The 22,229-nt window shown below is 59.7% G+C and carries 20 protein-coding genes; all 20 read right to left on the reverse strand.

The genetic code is table 11. From position 1 onward, the window contains the following. Positions 1-132 precede the first annotated feature (132 nt). Complete coding sequence (locus JDW18_RS18670) at positions 133-591, reverse strand: RcnB family protein (protein ID WP_218241082.1); 459 nt, start codon at positions 589-591, stop codon at positions 133-135. Between the two features lie 203 nt (positions 592-794). After that, complete coding sequence (locus tag JDW18_RS18675; RefSeq protein WP_201742891.1) at positions 795-971, reverse strand: hypothetical protein; 177 nt, start codon at positions 969-971, stop codon at positions 795-797. Between the two features lie 13 nt (positions 972-984). Further along, positions 985-1,908 carry a UDP-3-O-acyl-N-acetylglucosamine deacetylase gene (gene lpxC, locus JDW18_RS18680; protein WP_218241083.1) on the reverse strand — a complete coding sequence of 308 codons (924 nt, stop codon included), beginning with the start codon at positions 1,906-1,908 and terminating at the stop codon, positions 985-987. 257 nt (positions 1,909-2,165) lie between these two features. After that, positions 2,166-3,371 (reverse strand): cell division protein FtsZ, encoded by a 1,206-nt coding sequence (gene ftsZ / locus JDW18_RS18685; RefSeq protein WP_218241084.1) that lies wholly within the window; start codon positions 3,369-3,371, stop codon positions 2,166-2,168. A gap of 146 nt (positions 3,372-3,517) precedes the next feature. Continuing rightward, positions 3,518-4,747 carry a cell division protein FtsA gene (gene ftsA / locus JDW18_RS18690; protein ID WP_158383602.1) on the reverse strand — a complete coding sequence of 410 codons (1,230 nt, stop codon included), beginning with the start codon at positions 4,745-4,747 and terminating at the stop codon, positions 3,518-3,520. A gap of 71 nt (positions 4,748-4,818) precedes the next feature. Then, positions 4,819-5,628: a cell division protein FtsQ/DivIB gene (locus JDW18_RS18695; RefSeq protein ID WP_218241085.1), complete on the reverse strand. Its 810-nt coding sequence runs from the start codon at positions 5,626-5,628 to the stop codon at positions 4,819-4,821. Further along, complete coding sequence (locus JDW18_RS18700) at positions 5,625-6,596, reverse strand: D-alanine--D-alanine ligase (protein ID WP_218241086.1); 972 nt, start codon at positions 6,594-6,596, stop codon at positions 5,625-5,627. Before JDW18_RS18700 ends, JDW18_RS18695 begins: the two co-directional genes overlap by 4 nt. Beyond that, the gene (gene murC, locus JDW18_RS18705) at positions 6,593-8,029 is read right to left on the reverse strand and encodes a UDP-N-acetylmuramate--L-alanine ligase (RefSeq protein ID WP_218241087.1); all 1,437 of its coding nucleotides are present in this window, start codon (positions 8,027-8,029) and stop codon (positions 6,593-6,595) included. Before murC ends, JDW18_RS18700 begins: the two co-directional genes overlap by 4 nt. Then, positions 8,026-9,111: an undecaprenyldiphospho-muramoylpentapeptide beta-N-acetylglucosaminyltransferase gene (murG, locus tag JDW18_RS18710; RefSeq protein ID WP_218241088.1), complete on the reverse strand. Its 1,086-nt coding sequence runs from the start codon at positions 9,109-9,111 to the stop codon at positions 8,026-8,028. Before murG ends, murC begins: the two co-directional genes overlap by 4 nt. Then, positions 9,108-10,379: a putative lipid II flippase FtsW gene (ftsW, locus tag JDW18_RS18715; RefSeq protein ID WP_218241089.1), complete on the reverse strand. Its 1,272-nt coding sequence runs from the start codon at positions 10,377-10,379 to the stop codon at positions 9,108-9,110. The genes murG and ftsW overlap by 4 nt, the downstream gene beginning before the upstream one ends. Continuing rightward, a complete protein-coding gene (gene murD / locus JDW18_RS18720; protein ID WP_218241090.1) occupies positions 10,376-12,280 on the reverse strand; it encodes a UDP-N-acetylmuramoyl-L-alanine--D-glutamate ligase in 1,905 nt (634 codons plus the stop codon). The genes ftsW and murD overlap by 4 nt, the downstream gene beginning before the upstream one ends. A gap of 5 nt (positions 12,281-12,285) precedes the next feature. Next, positions 12,286-13,464 carry a phospho-N-acetylmuramoyl-pentapeptide-transferase gene (gene mraY / locus JDW18_RS18725; protein ID WP_218241091.1) on the reverse strand — a complete coding sequence of 393 codons (1,179 nt, stop codon included), beginning with the start codon at positions 13,462-13,464 and terminating at the stop codon, positions 12,286-12,288. After that, a complete protein-coding gene (locus tag JDW18_RS18730; protein ID WP_218241092.1) occupies positions 13,455-14,885 on the reverse strand; it encodes a UDP-N-acetylmuramoyl-tripeptide--D-alanyl-D-alanine ligase in 1,431 nt (476 codons plus the stop codon). Before JDW18_RS18730 ends, mraY begins: the two co-directional genes overlap by 10 nt. Beyond that, complete coding sequence (locus JDW18_RS18735; protein WP_218241093.1) at positions 14,882-16,387, reverse strand: UDP-N-acetylmuramoyl-L-alanyl-D-glutamate--2,6-diaminopimelate ligase; 1,506 nt, start codon at positions 16,385-16,387, stop codon at positions 14,882-14,884. The genes JDW18_RS18730 and JDW18_RS18735 overlap by 4 nt, the downstream gene beginning before the upstream one ends. Further along, positions 16,384-18,132 carry a peptidoglycan D,D-transpeptidase FtsI family protein gene (locus JDW18_RS18740; RefSeq protein ID WP_218241094.1) on the reverse strand — a complete coding sequence of 583 codons (1,749 nt, stop codon included), beginning with the start codon at positions 18,130-18,132 and terminating at the stop codon, positions 16,384-16,386. Before JDW18_RS18740 ends, JDW18_RS18735 begins: the two co-directional genes overlap by 4 nt. Then, positions 18,129-18,413, reverse strand: a complete 285-nt coding sequence (ftsL, locus tag JDW18_RS18745; protein WP_218241095.1) for a cell division protein FtsL — start codon at positions 18,411-18,413, stop codon at positions 18,129-18,131. The genes JDW18_RS18740 and ftsL overlap by 4 nt, the downstream gene beginning before the upstream one ends. A gap of 43 nt (positions 18,414-18,456) precedes the next feature. Then, a complete protein-coding gene (gene rsmH / locus JDW18_RS18750) occupies positions 18,457-19,386 on the reverse strand; it encodes a 16S rRNA (cytosine(1402)-N(4))-methyltransferase RsmH (protein WP_218241096.1) in 930 nt (309 codons plus the stop codon). Between the two features lie 14 nt (positions 19,387-19,400). Continuing rightward, positions 19,401-19,829 (reverse strand): division/cell wall cluster transcriptional repressor MraZ, encoded by a 429-nt coding sequence (mraZ, locus tag JDW18_RS18755; protein ID WP_218241097.1) that lies wholly within the window; start codon positions 19,827-19,829, stop codon positions 19,401-19,403. A 357-nt stretch (positions 19,830-20,186) separates the two neighbouring features. After that, positions 20,187-21,506, reverse strand: coding sequence for an ATP-dependent protease ATPase subunit HslU (hslU, locus tag JDW18_RS18760; RefSeq protein ID WP_218241098.1), 1,320 nt, complete (start codon positions 21,504-21,506; stop codon positions 20,187-20,189). 77 nt (positions 21,507-21,583) lie between these two features. Beyond that, positions 21,584-22,129 carry an ATP-dependent protease subunit HslV gene (gene hslV, locus JDW18_RS18765; protein ID WP_218241099.1) on the reverse strand — a complete coding sequence of 182 codons (546 nt, stop codon included), beginning with the start codon at positions 22,127-22,129 and terminating at the stop codon, positions 21,584-21,586. Between the last annotated feature and the right edge of the window lie 100 nt (positions 22,130-22,229).

Below are 22,229 nucleotides of genomic sequence, written 5' to 3' on the forward strand. Positions count from 1 at the left end.
TCCACGAAAAAAGCCCTTGCTATTACGCAAGGGCTTTTTTCTTCATCAGCGCTTCAGAGCCAGCAAAGCGATGCCGCTAATACCTTCAGAAGCAGGACTTGCAAGCGTCGTGTCTGCTACTCTGCACTGGCATCAATACCCGCCACCCAGCACCAGAGAAGTAATCACACCCGTAGCGATAGCCACCAGAAGGTAGTCATTGCCATTCTGGATCCAGTGATAGCCCCGTGGAGGCGCTGACAGACGGTGGCCGCGCCAGTCGTTGACCACATAGTTGTACCCACGGTACTGCTGCGGCACGCGCGAGCCGCGAACCCAGTTATGGTCAGGGCCGGCACCGCGACGACCATCCTGGCGGTCATAGCGTGAGTCCTGCTGACGATCATTCCGGTCATTGCGATGGTTGTTGCGGTCATTCCGGTCATTGCGATGATCGTTGCGACCGCGATCGTCATGACGGCCTCCTTGGCGCGCATCATTCTGGCCATGGCCCGGAGGCGGTCCAGGTTGAGCGTAGGCAGCCAGGCTGCCCAGCCCCATACAGGCTGCAATGGATGCGGAAAGAATGCGGGTGCTCCAGCGAGATGTCATGGGATTTCCTCCTGATCAGTCCGGCAGGTAAAACACCTGCCTTGAACTGCATGATTACCGATCTGAAGCCCCGGGCAATGCAGGACAGCGCTGCTTTACCTTTGTTTTTCCCTCGCTTTACAAAGCAGATACATGCTTACAAAGCAACATCATTTTCATAGCAATCACCGCTTATTCTGCAAGCGCAAAAGCCAGTTTTATGGCTAAATAATGCGACCCACGAACATGACCGCAAAAAAGGCCAGGGCTGCAATCACCGTCCACTTGAACAGCAAAAAGCCAAAGCGCTTGTACTGCACCTTTCCGGTTCCCAGATAGAAGGCAAAGCTCAAGGCCGATGCCAGTATCAGCAGAGTGGCCAGCCAGCGAAAAATCAGCATTTTCCTGATCCCGTTACCAGGCCTGCGCGGGCCGCACAAAGCCCTGAGGCGCCTGGCGCTCGCTTTCAAAAGTCACTTCTTCCCAGGTCTCGGGCTGCTCCAGCATGGCGCGCAGCAGCTTGTTGTTCAGACCATGGCCAGAGCGGAAAGCACTGTAGGCGCCCAGAATGGGCTTGCCAATCAGGTACAGGTCGCCAATGGCGTCCAGAATCTTGTGCTTGGCGAACTCGTCGTCGTAACGCAGCCCGTCACTATTCAAGACTTTGTAGTCGTCCATGACGATGGCGTTATCCAGACCACCGCCCAGCGCCAGACCGTTGTTGCGCAGCATTTCCACATCCTTGGTAAAGCCAAAGGTGCGGGCACGGGCAATATCGCGGGTGTAGTTATCCAGACCCATGTCGAACTCCACGCACTGCCCTGTGGAGTCCACAGCCGGGTGGGCAAAGTCGATCTCAAAGCGCAGCTTGAAGCCGTGATAGGGGTCAAAGCGAGCCCACTTGAGGTTCTGGCCTTCGCCTTCACGCACCTCGATCGGGCTCTTGATGCGGATAAAGCGCTTGGGGGCCTTCTGCAGCTCAACACCCGCGCTCTGAAGCAGGAACACGAACGAAGAAGATGAGCCATCCAGAATCGGCACTTCCTCTGCGGTAATGTCCACATAGAGGTTGTCGATGCCCAAGCCTGCGATGGCGGACATCAGATGCTCAACCGTATGTACCTTGGCACCACCAGTGCCGATGGTCGAAGCCATGCGCGTATCGGTCACGGCTTCGGCGGAAATAGGAATATCCACAGGCTCAGGCAAATCCACCCGACGAAACACGATGCCGGTATCAGGCTGGGCAGGGCGCAGTGTCAACTCGACACGCTGGCCGCTGTGCAGACCCACGCCTACGGCACGGGAAATGGTCTTGATGGTGCGTTGCTGGAGCATGTCTCTATTTTAAATGGGACAACCCCGAGAAGGCATACACCGACTCAGGGTTGTCTTAATCACTGCGATACAGCGAACTGATGAAGGCCTCAGTGCTTAACGCGCCAGAGGGCTTTGCGGCTGACTCTCAAATACTGGCGCTGCCAAATATCAGAGATGCCGAGCAAGAGCCGCCTCGCGGCGAAGGCATCGTCCCCCTCCGGCGCAAAGCGCCAGAGAGGGGGAAGCGGCAAAGCCGCTCAGGGGGTGGCCGACAATCAGTCGGCTTGTTTTCTCAGGAAGGCGGGAATCTCCACATCATCCATGCCGCCAGAAGCCAGAGCGCTCACTCGCTCAGAAGCCTGAGTGCGGTTGGTGCGCCAGACGCTAGGCACATTGGTGTTGGCCGTGCCGTAGTCCACGCCAACGCCCGCGCCCAGAGGAGGCAGGCCGCCAATGGTCATATTGTCAGTACCGGTACGCAGACCACCCTGCACCACCTGGATGTTCTGGCGACGTGCGTTGGGGCGCGACAGGCCGGTGGCCACCACGGTCACACGGATTTCGTCACCCAGGCTGTCATCGTAGGCTGCGCCGTAGATCACGTGCGCATCAGGAGAAGCGTAAGCATTGATAGTGGACATGGCCAGACGCGACTCGGACAGCTTGAGGCTGCCCTTGGCGGCGGTCACCAGCACCAGCACGCCCTTGGCGCCGGACAGGTCAATACCTTCCAGCAGCGGACAGGCCACCGCTTGCTCGGCAGCGATACGGGCGCGGTCAGGGCCAGCAGCCTTGGCAGTGCCCATCATGGCCTTGCCGGGCTCGCCCATCACGGTGCGCACGTCTTCAAAGTCGACGTTCACATGGCCGTACTCGTTGATGATTTCGGCAATACCGCCCACGGCGTTCTTCAGAACATCGTTGGCATGGGCAAAAGCCTCATCCTGGGAGATATCGTCACCCAGCACGTCGAGCAGCTTTTCGTTGAGCACAACGATCAGCGAGTCCACATTGGCTTCCAGCTCGGCCAGGCCGTTGTCTGCGTTGGCCATGCGACGACCACCTTCCCACTCGAAAGGCTTGGTCACCACACCCACCGTCAGAATGCCCATCTCCTTGGCCACACGCGCAATCACAGGAGCTGCGCCAGTGCCGGTACCACCACCCATGCCGGCAGTGATGAAGAGCATGTGAGCTCCTTCAATCGCGGCACGGATGTCTTCCACAGCAACTTCAGCAGCTTCGCGCCCTTGATCAGGCTTGCTACCAGCACCCAGGCCGCTTTGACCCAGCTGAATGGTGCGATGCGCACGGCTGCGCAGCAGAGCTTGCGCGTCCGTATTGGCGGTGATGAACTCAACGCCCTGCACATTGCGTTCAATCATGTGGTCAACGGCATTGCCGCCGCCGCCGCCAACGCCGATCACCTTGATCTGCGTGCCTTGGTTGAACTCTTCAACTTCAATCATGTCAATGGGCATGGTGGTGCTCCTGTTCTTTAGTGGTGGTTTGTCGCTGCTGAGAAAAAGAAATCTGTGATTCGTGAGGCGGCCTCGGCCTTCGCCGCCTGAAACGCGCGAAGTCCATCATGGGTGGACCGGTGATGAACATGCGATGTGTACTCATGTCAGAAGTTCCCCACGATAAAGTCCTTGAACCGGCCAAAGGCGGTCTTCATGGAGCCGCTCTTCTGGGCCACTTTGTAGCCACGCATGCGTGCCAGGCGCGCTTCATCGAGCAGGCCCATCACGGTGGCGGCACGGGGCTGGGCGACCATATCGGCCAGCGCACCCGAATACTTGGGAAGACCACGGCGCACAGGCTTGAGGAAGATGTCCTCGCCCAGCTCGATCATTCCCGGCATGACAGCACTGCCGCCCGTGAGCACGATGCCCGAGGACAGCACTTCTTCGTAGCCAGACTCGCGGATGACCTGCTGCACCAGCGAGAAGATTTCTTCAACGCGGGGCTCGATCACGCCAGCCAGTGCCTGCTTGCTGATCATGCGGGGGCTGCGGTCACCCAGACCAGGCACTTCGACCTGGGCATCGGGGTCAGCCAGCAACTGCTTGGCATAGCCGCTTTCCACCTTGATGTCTTCGGCATCCTTGGTGGGCGTGCGCAGCGCCATGGCGATATCGCTGGTGATCAGGTCACCGGCGATGGGAATCACGGCGGTGTGGCGAATCGCGCCGCCGGTGAAGATGGCCACATCGGTCGCGCCGGCGCCGATATCGACCACCGCCACACCGAGTTCACGCTCGTCATCGGTCAGCACGGCCTGTGCCGAAGCCAGCGGATTGAGCAGCAACTGCTCCACTTCCAGACCGCAGCGGCGCACGCATTTGATGATGTTCTCAGCCGCGCTCTGGGCGCCGGTCACGATATGAATCTTGGCCTCAAGACGGATGCCGCTCATGCCAATGGGCTCGCGCACTTCCTGACCGTCGATCACGAATTCCTGCGCTTCCACCAGCAGCAGACGCTGGTCGGACGAGATATTGATGGCCTTGGCGGTTTCCATCACGCGGGCCATGTCCGTGGCGGAGACTTCCTTGTCCTTGATCGCAACCATGCCGCTGGAGTTCAGACCTCGGATATGGCTGCCCGTAATACCGGTGCACACGCGCTGAATCTTGCAGTCGGCCATCAACTCGGCTTCCTTCAAAGCCTGCTGAATGCTCTGCACTGTGGCATCGATATTCACGACCACGCCACGCTTCAAGCCGTTGCTGGGCGCAACACCCAGGCCCGCCAGCTTGAGTTCACCGTTGGACATGACCTCGGCCACCACCGCCATGACCTTGGCCGTGCCGATATCCAGCCCAACAATCACATCCTTGTATTCTCTTGCCATATCAGCATCCGCCCCCGGTAGGTTCTGTCTTGTCTTTGTGTGCGCCTTGCATAGGTCGTCCCCGTTCCTCTCTATCGCCGCGCCCGGGCAGGTGCTGCCGGTGCAGTGGAACCCGTGGTCACGCCCTTGAGTCGCAAGGCATAGCCGTCGTCGTAACGCAGGTCGGCCGACTCCAGAGCCTCCGCCGTGCGCTTGTATTGAGAAGTGATCTGAGGCAGCGTACGCACAAAGCGCTGCACGCGCAGCAGCACCTCGTCGGTGGTTCCACCGCCGAGCTTGACCTGCGCCTCGTTATCCAGCGTCATCTGCCAGCCACCGCGGTCATCCAGCGTCAGGTTGTCCAGGCTGACCTTGAGAGGCTCCAGCACGGGAGCCAGGGTGTGGTACATCTTCAGCACACGCTGAGCGGAGCCATCAGGGCCCTGCAGACGCGGCAGCCCTTCACGGTCGAGTTCTCCCAGGTTGGCCTCAAAGACCTCGCCGCTCTTGTCCACCAGACCGGTGCTGGTTTCCGGGCCCCAGAAGGCCTCGGCGACATGCTCCTTGAGCGCCACGCGCAGGCCATTCGGGTACTCGCGGCGCACCTGCGCCTCCTGCACCCAGGGCACTTGCTCGAATGCCTCCTGAGCCGCCTTGAGATCGACAGTAAAGAAATTGCCCTTGAGCACCGGCGCCACATTGGCACGCAGAGTCACGGCGTTGTTGTGCACCAGCTCGCCTTCCACCACGATACGGCCGATATTGAAGGCCGGAGTCCGCATCAGCCACCAGCCCACAGCCGCCACGCACGCAGCCAAGCACCCCATGAACATCACCGTTGCAGTGATGTTCATGAGCTTGACGTCGAACGGGACGTTGGCGGTGGGCAGATTACGGTTCATGACTGCTCCGCTGCTCCGTCCAGGGTGCTCATGGCCAGAATGCCAAGGCACAGGTTTTCGTAGCTCACGCCAGAGGCGCGCGCAGCCATGGGGACGAGAGAATGCCCTGTCATGCCGGGAGAGGTATTGATCTCCAGCAAGAAAGGCTTGCGATCACTGCCGCGAATCATGATGTCGGCACGCGCCCAGCCTCGGCAGCCCAGCGTGCGGAAGGCTTTTTCCACAATGCGCTGGATCTCGGCTTCTTCATCCGCAGGTAGACCGCTTGGGCAGTGGTACTGCGTGGTGTCGGTGAAGTACTTGTTCTGATAGTCGTAGTTGCCTTCAGGCGCCACGATGCGAATCACAGGCAGCGCACGAGCGCTGGCACCAGTGCCTAACACGGGGCAGGTGGTTTCGTCACCGGTGATGAATTCCTCGCACAGCACTTCTGCGTCGTACTTGGCAGCCAGTTCGTAGGCCTTGGCACATTCGTCAGCGTTCATGACCTTGGTCAGGCCAATGCTGGAGCCATCGCGTGCGGGCTTGACGATCATGGGCGCACCCAGTGCTGCAAAGGCTGCGCGGGTTTCATCGGCCGAAGCCACCATGCGCCAGTCAGGTGTGGGCAGTCCTTCAAAGCGCCAGATGCGCTTGGTCATGACCTTGTCCATGGCAATGCTGGAGGCCATCACACCGGATCCGGTATAGGGAATGTCCAGCAACTCCAGCGCGCCCTGCACTGTGCCATCTTCACCATAGCGGCCATGCAGCGCGATAAAGCAGCGATCAAAGCCTTGCACCTTGAGCTGGTCCAGACTTTGCTCTGCAGGATCGAACTTGTGCGCATCCACACCCTTGGACTGCAGTGCGGACAGCACACCGGCGCCGGACATCAGAGAGACCTCACGCTCGGACGAGCGGCCCCCCATCAGCACGGCAACCTTGCCCAGCGCCTTCACATCAATATCAGTGCCAAACTTGCTCATTGCGCTTGTCCTTTCTGCGCAGCCTGCTCACCATTCGAGAGCATCTCAACCAATTTACCGGGCACTGCACCAATGGAGCCAGCACCCATGCACAGCAGCACATCGCCCGCTTGTGCATTGCCCGCAATCGCTGCGGGCATATCGTTGATGTCTTCCACAAACACAGGTTCCACCTTGCCGGCCACGCGCAGCGCACGGGCCAGCGAACGGCCATCCGCCGCGACGATGGGTGACTCACCGGCCGCATAGACTTCGGTCAGCAGCACGGAATCTGCACTGCCGATGACTTTTACAAAGTCCTCAAAGCAATCACGCGTGCGGCTGTAACGGTGCGGCTGGAACGCCAGCACCAGGCGCTGACCCGGGAAAGCGCCACGGGCCGCAGCCAGCGTGGCCGCCATTTCCACGGGGTGGTGGCCGTAGTCGTCAATGACGGTGAACGTGCCGCCGTTGCTGGCAGGCAAGTCGCCATAGCGCTGGAAGCGCCGGCCCACGCCCTTGAAACCATCCAGAGCGCGCAGCAGCGCTTCGTCGGAAATTTCAAGCTCCATGGCCACTACGACGGCAGACAGGGCATTGAGCACGTTGTGCTCGCCCGGCAGGCTGAGCACCACATCCAGATCGGGGTAGACATGCTCACCCAGCTGACGCTTGACGGTAAAGCACATACGCCCAGCTTCGGCGCGCACATTGATGGCGCGCACCTGTGCATCTTCGGCAAAGCCGTAAGTGGTCACAGGACGAGCGACCTGGGGCAGGATTTCGCGGATGGCAGGGCTGTCGATACACAGAATGGCACGGCCATAGAAGGGCATGCGGTGCAGAAAATCGACGAAGGCCTGCTTGAGACGGCCGAAGTCATGGCCGTAAGTTTCCATGTGGTCGGCGTCGATATTGGTAACGACGGCCATCACAGGCAGCAGATTCAGGAAAGAGGCATCGGACTCATCAGCTTCAACCACGATGTAGTCGCCATGACCCAGCTTGGCATTCGCGCCTGCGCTGTTGAGCTTGCCACCAATCACAAAAGTCGGGTCCAGCCCGGCCTCTGCCAGCACGCTGGTGACCAGCGATGTGGTGGTGGTCTTGCCGTGCGCACCAGCAATGGCAATGCCCTGCTTGAAGCGCATCAACTCGGCCAGCATCAGTGCCCGGGGCACGACGGGAATTTTCTTTTCGCGTGCGGCAATGACTTCGGGGTTGTCGCCATGCACGGCGGTGGAGGTCACCACCGCATCAGCACCTGCAACGTTGTCGGCGGCATGGCCCACATATGTCTTGATACCCAGCCCCGCCAGGCGGCGCAGCGTGGTGCTGTCGGCCAGGTCAGAGCCCGAAATCACGTAGCCCAGGTTGTGCAGCACCTCTGCAATACCGCTCATGCCGGCGCCGCCAATGCCGACAAAGTGAATGTGATGAATGGCGTGTTTCATGCGGCCAACTCCTCACAAGCGGCGACCACCTTCTGGGTGGCATCGATTTTTTGCATTTTTTTCGCTAGTTCAGCGCGCTCCAACAGCGTCGCACGCTGCATATTTTGTAGCATTTCAGCCAACCCTTGGGGGCTCAAAGTACTTTGTGGCTGCAACCAGCCAGCACCGGCATCCACCAGGAAGCGCGCATTGGTGGTCTGGTGGTCATCCACCGCTGATGGGAAGGGCACATAGACCGCCGCAGCACCGACTGCTGCGATCTCTGTCACCGTGCTGGCACCAGCACGGCAGACGATGATGTCGGCCTCGGCAAAGGCTTTGGCCGTGTCTTCGATGAAAGGCGTCAATTCAGCCTGCACACCCGCAGCCTGATAGTTGGCACGCAAGGCATCAATCTGGGCAGTGCCGCTCTGGTGCGTCACCGAGGGGCGTTGATCTGCAGGAATCAGGGCCAGCGCCTTGGGCACGATCTCGTTCAAAGCCCTGGCGCCCAGACTGCCGCCCACCACCAGCAATTTCAGCGGACCGGAGCGCCCGGCAAAACGCTGGGCGGGAGCCGCCTGCTCGATAAAGGCCTGACGCAGTGGGTTACCCACCCATTCGCCCTTGGCAAACACATTGGGGAAGGCGGTAAACACGCGCTTGGCCACCTTGGCGACGACCTTGTTGGCCATGCCAGCCACAGAGTTCTGCTCGTGCAGCACCACGGGCACGCCCGACAGGCTGGCCATCAGACCGCCTGGAACGGTCAGATAACCGCCCAGACCAATGACCACATCCGGCTGCACACGCTTCATCACGGCACGCGCCTGAGAAAAAGCCTTGAGCAGCTTGAAAGGCAGCTGCAGCAGGGTCTTGGCGCCTTTGCCACGCACACCGCCAAACTCGATCAGCTCCAGTGCAAAGCCTTGCGGCGGAACGATGCGCGACTCCATGGAGCCTGGCGCACCCAGCCAGTGCACATTCCAGCCGCGCACGCGCAGCTCCTGGGCCACGGCCAGGCCGGGGAAGATATGGCCGCCAGTGCCGCCGGCCATCACCAGTGCGGTGCGTGGCTTGTTTTGCTGAACAGAAAGCGTCATGCGTGACCTCCCTTCATCAGCAGCTTGTTTTCATAATCGACTCGGAGCACCACAGCTATCGCAATCAAATTCATCAAAATGGCCGAACCGCCAAAACTCATTAACGGCAAAGTCAGGCCCTTGGTTGGCAAGGCACCCAGATTCACGCCCATATTGATAAAGGCCTGGAAGCCCATCCAGATCGCTACGCCCTCCGCCACCAGTCCGGCAAAGACCCGGTCCAGCGCGATGGCCTGGCGGCCGATCAGCATGATGCGGCGAGTCAGCCAGAAGAAAACTGCAGCGATCAGCAGCAGGCCCACCAGGCCGAACTCTTCACCGATCACCGCCAGCAAGAAGTCGGTATGCGCCTCAGGCAACCAGTGCAGCTTTTCCACACTTCGGCCCAGGCCCACACCAAAGATCTCGCCACGGCCAATCGCAATCAACGCGTGCGAGAGCTGGTAGCCCTTGCCCAGGGCGTGCTTTTCATCCCAGGGATCGAGATAGGCAAAAATGCGTTCACGACGCCATTCCGAGGTCGCAATAATCATTGCGAACGCCCCCACCACCAGCAGCGCGATGATGAAGAACATGCGCGCGTTCACGCCGCCCAGAAACAGAATGCCCATGGAGATCACCACGATCACCATGAAAGCACCCATGTCCGGCTCGGCAAGCAACAGCACCCCGACCACCACCACCGCAAGCCCCATGGGGAGGACGGCGCGGAAGAACCGCTCTTTGACTTCCATCTTGCGCACCATGTAGTCGGCGGCATAGATCAGCACAGAGAATTTCGCCAGCTCGGATGGCTGGAAATTCATGATGCCCAGCGACAGCCAGCGCCGGGCGCCATTGACCACGGTGCCCACGTGCGGAATCAGCACCGCCACCAGAAGCACGATGGAGACGATGAACATCTTGCGCGCCACGCGCTCCCAGACATTCATGGGCACCTGAAAAGCCAGCAGCGCCGCCACAAAAGCCATCCCGATCGACATGCTGTGGCGCAGCAGGAAGTGATAAGGCTCAATCTTGCCGAAACGGGGGTTATCCGGCATCGCAATCGAGGCCGAATACACCATGACCAGACTCCATGCCAGCAAACCGATGACCACCCAGATCAATGCCTGATCCAGCCCCAGCACACTGGCAGGGGTACGGGTGGGTCGGTCGTACTGCGGCCCGCCTACGCGCACGGGCAGCACATCAATGGGCTTGTCCTCCGCGCTGCGAAACAGCGAACGCATGCGTGTGGAGAGGCTGGTCATGAAGGAGGCTGTCATGCGCCCTCCTCCAGTTGCTGGCCGGCGTCGAGTGCCAGTTCACGCACCGCTTCCACAAACTGGTGAGCGCGGTCCGCATAGTCCTTGAACATGTCCATGCTTGCGCAGGCTGGCGAGAGCAGCACCGCATCATTGGCATGCGCCAGACGCGCTGCGTGCTGCACCGCTTCCTGCATGGAAGCGGCATCCACCAGCTTCACCCCGGTATCAGCCAACGCTTCTCGAATCTGCGGCGCATCCTGACCGATCAGCACAGCAGCGCGCACATAGCGCGAGACGGGGGCAGCCAGCGGCGCAAAGTCCTGCCCTTTGCCCAGGCCACCCAGGATCACCACGATGCGGTGATCGGGACCCAGTCCCATGAGGGCAGCGACCGTGGCGCCCACATTGGTGCCCTTGCTGTCGTCAAAGTATTCAACATCGCTGACGCGTCCTACCGGCTGCACGCGGTGCGGCTCGCCACGGTATTCGCGCAGCCCATAGAGCAGCGGTGCCAGAGAGCAGCCCACACCCGTAGCCAATGCCAGCGCCGACAAGGCGTTGATAGCGTTATGACGGCCGCGAATGCGCAGTGCATCTGCTGGCATCAGGCGGGTAATGTGAAGGTCATCCACATTCTTGCTCTTGCTGGTTTCATCGGCCTCATGGGCACGTACCAACCATGTCATGCCGTTGACAACTTCCAGGCCAAAGTCACCGGGCTGGCGCGGCATGTCTCCGCCAAAAGTGACATGGGGGCGCTGGAAAGTCTTGCCGCGCTTGCCGGGCACAGGAACCGGTGCTGGCAGCATGGCCATGACCACAGGGTCTTCGCGGTTCAGCACCATCAGGCCCTGCTCACCAAACACATGGGATTTGGCATCGGCATACGCCTTCATGCCACCATGCCAATCCAGATGGTCCTGAGTGATATTGAGCACTGTGGCCGCCGAAGGCTCAAAGCCGTGGCAGTCGTCCAACTGAAAACTGGACAGCTCCAGCACCCATGCCTGAGGCAAGGTTTGCGCATCAATGCGTTCAGACAAGGTATCAAGCAGCGAGGGGCCAATATTGCCAGCCACACCCACGCTCAAGCCCGCGTGCTCCAGCAGCTGACCGGTCAGCGAGGTCACTGTGGTCTTGCCATTCGTGCCGGTAATGCCCAGCACCTTGGGCGCATAGCCATGGGCTTCGCGCAGGCCTTTGAGGGCAAAGGCAAACAGATCCAGCTCACCACCTGTGGGCAAACCAATACTGCGTGCCGCATTGAAGACGGGAGCCACGCTGGCGGGGCTCAGGCCTGGAGAGCGATAAACGGAGCTCAGGCTTTGACCATCGACCAGGGCGGCGGTGAATTCACCCGCCACAAAGCGCACGCTGGGCAACTCTGCCTGCAATGCGGGCAGGAAAGGCGGTGCTTCACGGGTATCTGCCACTGTCACATCAGCACCTGCACGCACGCACCAGCGCGCCATGGCGATGCCAGAAATACCCAGACCCAGAATCAGCACTCGCTGACCCTGCAAATGCTGAGTCGCACCCTGAGGCCAGTGTGCAGGCACAGGCGGCAGCTCCACCACAGTCTCAAGCGGCTCTTCGGGCTGCTGCTCAGCAGCGGTCACCTCTGCATCCGCAGTATCAGAGACACTGGGGTCCGCAAAAATCTGCGCCACAAAGGCTGCAGCATCCTTGGCTGCGGTCAGGGTAGAAATATCCGGAATAGGCTCTGCACCCAGAGCCTTCGCCAGATCCACTGCTACAGCAGAATCTGTTGCTTGCTCTTCGACTGCTTCAATTTCAGAAGCAGTCACCGCTTGCTGTTCAACGACTTCAGCAGAATTTTCTTCTGAAACTGCGTGCACCGCTGCTTCAGACTCTTCCATCAGAGTCTGGGTCTTGGGCTGGAGGTCTTCGTCTTGCATGGCGATTACCTCAGCTTCAGAGTCGAAAGACCCAGCAGGCACAGCAGCATGGTGATGATCCAGAAACGAATCACGACCTGCGTTTCCTTCCAGCCACTCTTTTCAAAGTGGTGGTGCAGCGGCGCCATTTTCAGCAGACGGCGGCCTTCGCCGTAGCGCTTCTTGGTGTACTTGAAGTAAGTCACCTGCAGCATCACAGACACTGCCTCCGCCACAAAGATGCCGCCCATCACGGCCAGCACGATTTCCTGACGCACGATCACAGCAATCGTGCCCAGTGCCGCGCCCAGTGCCAGTGCGCCCACATCGCCCATGAAAACTTGCGCAGGGTGCGCGTTAAACCAGAGGAAGGCCAGACCTGCACCAGCAATAGCCCCGCAGAACACCATCAGCTCGCCCGTTCCGGGGATGCTGGGGAACAGCAGATATTTGGCATAGGTCGCGTTGCCCGTCACATAGGCAAAAATGCCCAGCGCGGTACCCACCATGATGACGGGCATGATGGCCAGTCCATCCAGGCCATCCGTCAAATTCACGGCATTGCTGGTGCCCACAATCACGATGTAGGTCAGGATGATGAAGCCCAGCATGCCCAGCGGATAGCTGATTTCCTTGAAGAAGGGAACAAGCAAGCCGGCCTTGGGCGGCAAGTCCATAGAAAAGCCAGACTGCACCCAGGAAATGAACAGCGCAAACACCTCAGAGTTGTTGTTCTCGGAAATGCAGAACACCAGATACAGCGCAGCCAGCAAACCAATGACGGATTGCCAGAAAAATTTCTCACCCGAGCGCATGCCCTCGGGATCTTTGTTCACAACCTTGCGCCAGTCATCTACCCAGCCAATGGCGCCAAAGCCCAGCGTGACCAGCAGCACAATCCAGACAAAGCGGTTGGACAGGTCAAACCACAGCAAGGTAGACACCGCAATCGAAAACAGAATCAGCACCCCGCCCATGGTGGGTGTGCCGCTTTTGACCAGGTGCGTTTCCATGCCATAACCGCGCACGGGCTGGCCGATCTTGAGTGCAGTCAGCATGCGAATGGCCTTGGGGCCCACCAGCAAACCAATCAACAGGGCAGTAAGCGCGGCCATCACGGCGCGCAGTGTTAGGTACTGAAAGACACGCAGAAAACCAAATTCCGGCGAGATACTCTGCAACCATTGAGCCAGCATCAGCAGCATGTGGAGGCCTCCCCGCAGTTGCCCTGTTTGCCATCTGCGCAGGCCTCAATGCTCTGCACTACTTGCTCCATCTTCATGAACCGCGAACCCTTGACCAACACACTACCTACCTTGGGTAAAACTGCGCACACCGCCTGCTGAAGGGCGGTCATGCTCTCAAAATGCTGAGCACCGCTGCCAAAGGCAGTCGCTGCAAACCTGCTCTGTTCGCCCAGAGCAAAGAAATGGGCAATACCCGCCTGTCTGGCCAGCTCACCGGCTTCGGCATGAAACTGCGGGCCGTTATCACCCACCTCGCCCATATCGCCCAGCACCAGCAACTGGGGTGCGGGCAGCTCGGCCAGCACCGCAATCGCAGCCGCAACCGAGTCAGGATTGGCGTTATAGGTATCGTCCACCACCGTAACGCTCTGAGCATTGACCTGCACAGCCAGCGCACGCGAGCGACCTGTCACCGGCTCAAAGGCCGACAAGCCCCTGGCAATCGCCACCAGAGATACGCCAGCCGCATGGGCACTGGCTGCTGCAGCCAGCGCATTGCGTACGTTGTGACGGCCTGCAATATGCAACTGCACGGAAGCTGCGCCCTGCAGCGTGTTCAGTTGCAGGCTCCAGGCACCGCTGTCCCAGCGCACATCGCTGGCAAAGACCTGAGCCCCATCGGCTGCCTCGCCAAACATCAGGCAAGTGCGACCGGCCGCCAGTTGCATCCACAGCGGCGTGTATTCATCACCTGCGGGAAAAATGGCCACGCCATCCTGAGGCAGAAAACCCAGTACCGAACCGTTTTCGCGGGCAACGGCCTCCACCGTTCCCATGAATTCCTGATGCTCACGCTGGGCGTTATTCACCAGTGCCACTGTGGGCTGACCGATGGCAGCCAGCTCGGCGATTTCGCCGGGGTGGTTCATGCCCATCTCCAGCACGGCAATGCGATGCTCGCCGCTCATGCGCAGCAGATTCAGCGGCATGCCGATGGAGTTGTTGAAATTGCCGCGCGTGGCCAGTGCTGCATCACCTGGCCCCCCCACATGGGCACGCAGGATGGAAGCAATCATCTGTGTCACAGTGGTCTTGCCATTGCTGCCGGTCACGGCAATCAGTGGCAAATCAAACTGCGCGCGCCATGCACGGGCCAGAGCGCCCAGTGCCAGCAAGGTATCGGGCACTTCAATGCCGGACATGCCTGCAGCCTCCAGCCCATGACTGGCGATAGCAGCAACAGCCCCGGCTGCCTGCGCCTGGGGCAGGAATTCATGGGCGTCAAAACGCTCGCCCTTGAGAGCCACAAACAAATCCCCGTTCTGCAGCGTGCGTGTATCCGTGTGCACGCGCGCCACCTCCAGCTTGCCGTTACCGACCAGCCTGGCTTGGGGGATATGCGTCTGGATCAGCTCCAGCGCTTTTTCCAAGGTCATCATGACCGCATCTTTCCTTCGCGAACTGACAGCGCCTTCTGCGCCTCGTCCATGTCGGAGAACGGATGGCGAACGCCCTTCGTCTCCTGATAATCTTCATGACCCTTGCCTGCAATCAGCACCACATCGCGGGCATCCGCACGGGCAATGGCTTCGGCAATCGCGGCTGCGCGGTCGGCCTGCACATGCAAGGCGTCGCCCTGCTTCATGCCAGCCAGAATCTGGTCGATGATGGTTTCGGGCACTTCGCTGCGTGGGTTGTCGCTGGTGACATACACGCAGTCCGAATAGGTCTGCGCGGCCTGGCCCATCAAAGGGCGCTTGCTGTTGTCACGGTCGCCGCCGCAGCCAAACACGCACCACAGCTTGCCGCCGCGCTGCTGCGCTGCGGGCTGCAAGGCACGCAGGGCTTTTTCCAGCGCATCGGGCGTATGTGCGTAGTCCACCGCAATCAGTGGCAGGTTGGCCTTGGCGATCTGCTGCATGCGGCCAGGAACAGGCTCCAGATGCGCGCAAGCTGCCACGGCCTCATCCAGTGTCAGCCCCAGGCTGCGCAATGCAGCCAGCACCCCCAGCAGATTGGAGACGTTGTACTGCCCGACCAGGCGTGTGTTCATGCGCAGGCTGTGACCCGCTTCCAGCACGGTGAAGCTCAGGCCCTGCTCACCCTGACTGATGTCCTTGGCCTGCAGACGTGCAGGGCCTTGAATGGAAACACTCCAGACATCCAGTTGCCTGGCTTGCAGCTTGGCCCAGAGCTTGGCGCCATGCGCGTCGTCAATATTGACCACCGCAGCCAGCAGCCCTGGCCAGTCAAACAGCTGAGCCTTGGCCTGCCAATAGGCTTCCATGCTGCCGTGATAGTCCAGATGGTCTTGCGTGAAATTGGTGAACAAGGCCACACGGATATGGCTACCGTCCAGACGGTTCTCGACAATGCCAATCGATGACGCTTCAATCGCACAGGCCGCAAGACCCCGATCGGCATAGCTGCGAAACTCACGCTGCAGCAGCACAGGGTCCGGCGTGGTCATGCCGGTGGATTCCAGTGCAGGTGGAACGCCCACACCCAGAGTGCCCACCAGCGCACAGCCCATGCGCTCATTCAGCTTCACTTTTGATAGTGCATGAGCCAGCCACCAGGCTGTAGTGGTTTTGCCGTTGGTGCCAGTAACCGCCAGCACGTCAATCTCGGTGCTTGGGTGGCTAAACCACTCATCGGCAATCAAGCCAGTTGCAGCCTTCAGACCCTTGAGGGCAGCGACTTTGTCGCTGTTCAGGCCAAACGCTTCCAGACCATCGGCCTCCACCAGCACGGCTGCAGCGCCCTGCTCCAGAGCCTTGGCGACATATGCGCGGCCATCGGTGGCGGCACCGGGCCAGGCAATAAAGGCATCGCCAGTCTTGACCTTGCGGCTGTCGGTCTGCAAGTCACCCTGCACGCGAGTACGCAGCCAGGCGACGGCCTCGGCTGCGTTGTTCAAAGTTTGAATAGGAGTGCTCATAGCACAGGCTCCTCAGGTGGTGCAGCCACAATCTGAGGCTTGACTTCCTTGTCGGGCTGAACGCCCATGAAACGCAATGTCTGCTGGACCACGTCCGCAAAAACAGGGCCTGCCACCGTACCGCCGTAGTAGGAGCCAGCAGTGGGCTCATCCACCATCACGGCCACGATGATGCGAGGCTTGTCGATGGGGGCGATGCCGGTGAACCACGCGCGGTACTTGCCCGCGGCATAGTGGCGCCCCACCTGCTTGCGGGCCGTACCCGACTTGCCGCCAATGGTGTAGCCCTCGGCCTGAGCCCTCTGGCCTGTACCGCCGGGCCCGGCAGCCAGGCGCAGCATGTGCAGCACGGCGGCGGCATTTTCCTTGGAGATCACACGCACACCCACGGGCGGCTCTGAGGTCTTCAAAATCGTGGACGGGATGACATTGCCGTCGTTAGAGAACACGGTATAGGAGCGCGCCATCTGGAACAGCGAAGCCGACAGGCCATAGCCGTAGGACATGGTGGCCTGCTCAATCGGCTTCCAGGTTTTCCAGGCACGCAGGCGGCCCGAGACCGCACCGGGGAACTGGATTTGCGGCTTTTGCCCAAAGCCCAGTGCACTGAAGTACTCCCACATTTCCTGCGGAGTCAGCTTTTGCGCCACCTTGGTCGCGCCCACGTTACTGGACTTCTGGATCACACCTTCCACCGTCAGCACGCCATAGTTATGGGTGTCGGTGATGGTGGCGCCGGTCACCGTATAGCGGCCGGGCGATGTATCAATAATGGTCGTGGGCTTGACGCGCTTGAGCTCCAGCGCCGCGGCCACGGTAATCGGCTTCATGGTGGAGCCTGGCTCAAAGGTGTCGGTCAGCGCACGGTTACGCAGCTGCTCGCCCGTCAGATTCTTGCGGTGGCCAGGGTCATAGCTGGGGTAGTTCGCCAGTGCCAGCAGTTCACCCGTATGGGCATCCATCACCACCACACTGCCAGCCTTGGCCTTTTGCTCCTGCACCTGCTGCTTGAGCTTCTGGTAGGCGTAGTACTGAACCTTGCTGTCGATGGACAGCTGAATATCCTGGCCGTCCTGCGGCGGCACCTCGTCGCCCACACCTTCCACCACGCGGCCCAGACGGTCCTTGATCACACGGCGTGAACCGGGCTTGCCCGCCAGATCCTTGTCAAACGCCAGCTCCATGCCTTCCTGGCCATGGTCTTCCACGTTGGTAAAACCAACAATGTGAGCTGCCGATTCACCCTCGGGGTACTGGCGCTTGTATTCCTTGCGGTTGTAAATGCCCTTGATATTGAGGGCAACGATCTGCTGACCGATATCCCAGTCGAGCTGACGCTTGACCCAGACAAAGCTCTTGTCCTCGTCATCGAGCTTGTCCAGCAGCGCTGGCAGCGGCATCTCCATCAGCTTGGCGACCTGCTTGAGCTTTTGCTGAACTTCTGGGTCCTTGAGATCCACGTCTTCAGGAATGGCCCAGATGCTGGCGGCGGGAACGCTGGAGGCCAGAATCAGGCCATTGCGGTCCAGCAGGCGACCGCGGTTGGCGGGCAGCTCCAGAGTTCGCGCAAAACGCACCAGCCCCTGGCGCTTGAAGAAATCATTGCCGAAGACCTGCACATAGGCCGCACGCGCACCCAGCCCGACAAAGCCCAGCGCCAGTGCCGCCACAATGAACTTGCTGCGCCACAGCGGCGTCTTGGACGCCAGCAGCGGACTGGTGGTGTAGAGCACGCTGCGTGTCATTGGGCAACTCCTGCGGGATTGCCGTCCTGCACATACTGCGTAATGGCCTGCGAAGCCTGCTTCATCTGCAGCTTGTCGCGCGCCAGCGTTTCAATGCGCTGCGGCGTCGCCTGGGCACGCTTTTCCACTTGCAGCCGCTGCTGGTCTGTTGCCAGGCGGCGCGCTTCGTTTTCCGCACGGTCAAGCTCGGTAAACAGTTTGCGCGATTCGTACTGAGTGCCCACCAGAAAGAGAGCGCTCATCATCACAGCCAGCAGCAGCAGCAGATTTATGCGCAGCATGGCAGGCCTTTCCCAGCCATGCTCAGCAAGGCATGGCTTTGCTTCATGCGGGCACCTCCGTGCGCTCAGCCACGCGCATCACGGCAGAGCGTGAACGCGCATTGCCATCCACTTCGGCAGCACTGGGCTTGATGCGCTCCAGCGCCTTCAGACGCATGGGTGTGGGCGCGGCAAACGGCGCACGGCGGTCATAGACCTCTTTGGAGTGCTTGGCAATGAATTGCTTGACGATGCGGTCTTCCAGCGAGTGAAAGCTGATGACCGCCAGACGCCCACCGGGCGCCAGCACACGCAGGCTGGCCTCTAGCGCTTGTTCAAGCTCCTGAAGCTCTGCATTGATGAAAATCCGAAAAGCCTGGAAGGTGCGTGTTGCCGGGTTTTGCCCAGCCTCGCGGGTCCGGACCTGGCCAGCCACGAGTTGGGCAAGCTCACCGGTGGTACGTAATGGCCCCTGGCTCTCGCGCCTAGCAACAATCGCCTTTGCAATGGGGCCAGCAAACCGTTCTTCGCCGTAGTCACGTATCACCTCCGCAATCTGATGCACTTCTGCATCTTCCAGCCACTCGGCTACGCTCTGCCCGCGCGTGGTGTCCATGCGCATATCGAGCGGCCCATCGAAACGGAAGCTGAAGCCTCGGTCAGGATTGTCGATCTGGGGAGAACTCACCCCCAGGTCCATCAACACACCCTGAATACTGCCTTCAGGCAAATCGCCGAGGTGACGAAACCCTTCATGCCGAATCGAAAAACGCGCATCGTTGATGCGCGCCGCTTCAGCGATTGCGTCCGGATCCTTGTCGAACGCAATCAGCCGGCCATCCGGCCCTAGTCGCTGCAAAATGAGCCGGGAATGTCCTCCGCGGCCGAACGTTGCATCCACCCAGTCACCCGCTGGCGGCTGGCTTGCGCCACCCAGCAAAGCGTCGACAGCTTCATCGAGCAGGACGGTGATATGTTGCAACGGCTGATTCACAAGCACGTCTCTTCCTAAAAAACAAAATCCTGGAAAGCTGCTGGCATTTCCTGCTGCATCGCTTCCACTTCACGCGCTTCATAAGTGGCTTTGTCCCAAAGCTCGAAGTGATCGCCCATGCCGAGCAACACCACTTCCTTGGTCAAACCCGCTCCCCCACGCAACTCGGGCGACACCAGCAAACGGCCAGTGCCATCCATCTCTGCATCCATGGCGTTACCCAGAAAAATCCGCTTCCACCACTGAGCACTCATGGGAAGCTGGGCGATGCGCTCGCGGAACTTCAGCCACTCGGGGCGGGGAAACAGCATCAGGCAGCCATGAGGGTGTTTGGTGAACGTCACCTGCCCCTCGGCCATGGACAACAGGGCGTCACGATGCCGGGTAGGCACTGAAAGCCTCCCCTTCCCATCGAGATTCAATGAAGACGCCCCTTGAAACACGGCCAGCTACTCCGGTCATCTGGAGCCACTCGCCTCCCGAAATTGGGCCGCGAGGGCAGTTTTCACCACTTAATTGCACTTTTTTGCACTGTATCAGCAATTTCGCAGCTCACCAAACCCGAAGGAACAATTATTTGCAATGAAATCAATCACTTAGAGCATTTCAAAAAGCCCCGTAAAAGCAAAATACCTTTCCTTTACAAGCACTTAGCAAAGTCTGTGCAAGTTACGCCTTAATAGAAAGCATCAATTGAAACCATTCAATTCAATGGAAAGAACGTATTTATCAAACGAACTTTTCCTACAAATACAAACTGCCCGCACAGGCGGGCAGTTCGCTGGAGAGCGCGCAAAAACTCAAAGAATGAAGCGCGACAGGTCTTCGTCCTTGCTCAGCACCTGCAGGCGCTGATCGACATAGTCTGCATCTATCACTACCGTCTGCCCGGAGAGCCTGGCGGCGTCAAAGCTGACTTCATCCAGCAAGCGCTCCATGACAGTAGACAGACGGCGGGCACCGATGTTTTCGGTACTTTCATTGACATCAAAGGCAATCGAGGCCAGCCGTGTAATACCTTCCGGCTTGAAATCCAGTGTCACGCCTTCTGTTTCCAGCAGTGCCTGGTACTGCTTGACCAAGGAGGCGTGAGTCTGCATGAGAATCGCCTCAAAGTCCTGCACCGAGAGCGAATCCAACTCCACCCGAATGGGGAAGCGGCCTTGCAGCTCAGGAATCAGATCGCTGGGCTTGGACAGGTGAAACGCGCCCGAAGCGATGAAGAGAATGTGATCGGTCTTCACCACACCGTACTTGGTGGAAACCGATGTACCTTCCACCAGCGGCAGCAGATCGCGCTGCACACCCTGACGGGAAACGTCGGAGCCGCTGGTTTCCTGGCGGGTGGCCACCTTGTCGATTTCGTCGATGAAGACAATGCCGTTTTGCTCGGCATTCGCTATGGCGCGGGTCTTGACGTCTTCGTCGTTGACCATCTTGGAAGCTTCCTCGTCGGTCAGCAGCTTCAGCGCCTCACCAATCTTGAGCTTGCGCGTCTTGCGCTTTTCCTGCCCCATGTGGCTGAACATGCCGCGCAGCTGCTCGGCCATCTCTTCCATGCCTTGCGGGCCCATGATCTGCATCTGGGGCAGTTGCTCGGCAATGTCGATTTCGATTTCCTTGTCGTCCAGCTGACCTTCGCGCAGTTTTTTGCGGAAAACCTGGCGCGCCGTGTTGTCAGCAGTGACTTCGCCGGTACGTGCCTGCGGCACCAGCACGTCAAGGATGCGATCCTCGGCGGCATCTTCGGCACGGGCACGCATTTTCTTCATGTCCGACTCTCGCGTCTGCTTGACAGCGACTTCGGCCAGGTCACGGATGATGGCGTCCACATCCTTGCCCACATAGCCCACTTCGGTGAACTTGGTGGCTTCGACCTTGATGAAAGGCGCATCCGCCAGCTTGGCCAGGCGGCGCGCAATTTCGGTCTTGCCCACACCTGTGGGGCCAATCATCAGAATATTCTTGGGCGTGATTTCGTGGCGCAGGCCTTCGGCTACCTGCTGACGGCGCCAGCGATTGCGCAGCGCAATGGCCACGGCGCGCTTGGCACCGTTCTGGCCAACAATGTGCTTGTCCAGTTCGGAGACGATCTCCTGGGGAGTCATGGCAGAGGACATGTGAATTCTCAGTCAAATTCGCCCCTAGCGCTTGAATATCAAGCGCTAGCAGCTATCAATTTCGATGATTGCAGCGCTTACAGCGTCTCAATCGTGTGATTCATATTGGTGTAGATGCAGAGCTCGCCAGCAATCGCCAGCGACTTACGCACCACCTCTTCGGCCGACAACTCGGTGTTGTTGATCAGCGCCTTGGCCGCTGAGTGCGCATACGCGCCGCCCGAACCAATGGCCACAATGCCCTGCTCCGGCTCCAGCACATCGCCGTTACCTGTGATGATGAGAGAGGTTGTGGCATCGGCCACGGCCAGCATGGCTTCGAGCTTGCGCAGCACGCGGTCGGTGCGCCACTCCTTGGTCAGTTCGATGGCCGCGCGGGTGAGATTGCCCTGGTGCTTTTCCAGCTTGGCTTCAAAGCGCTCAAACAGCGTGAAGGCATCAGCGGTAGCGCCCGCAAAGCCCGCCAGCACCTTGCCGTGATAGAGCTTGCGCACCTTGCGCGCTGTGCCCTTGATGACGATGTGACCCAATGTGACCTGACCATCACCACCGATGGCGACTTGCACGCCCTCGGGAGTCTGGCGGCGCACGCTCAAAATGGTGGTGCCGTGAAACTGTTCCATCTCTTGCAGATGGGGACACTAAAGCACAAGCTCAAGAGCACAAAAAAAGAAAATTTAGAGAAGATCGCCTCTCAAAAACTGGCGCAACCCATCTCAGAGA

This window comes from Comamonas fluminis (genome assembly GCF_019186805.1).
Taxonomy (GTDB): domain Bacteria; phylum Pseudomonadota; class Gammaproteobacteria; order Burkholderiales; family Burkholderiaceae_C; genus Comamonas; species Comamonas fluminis.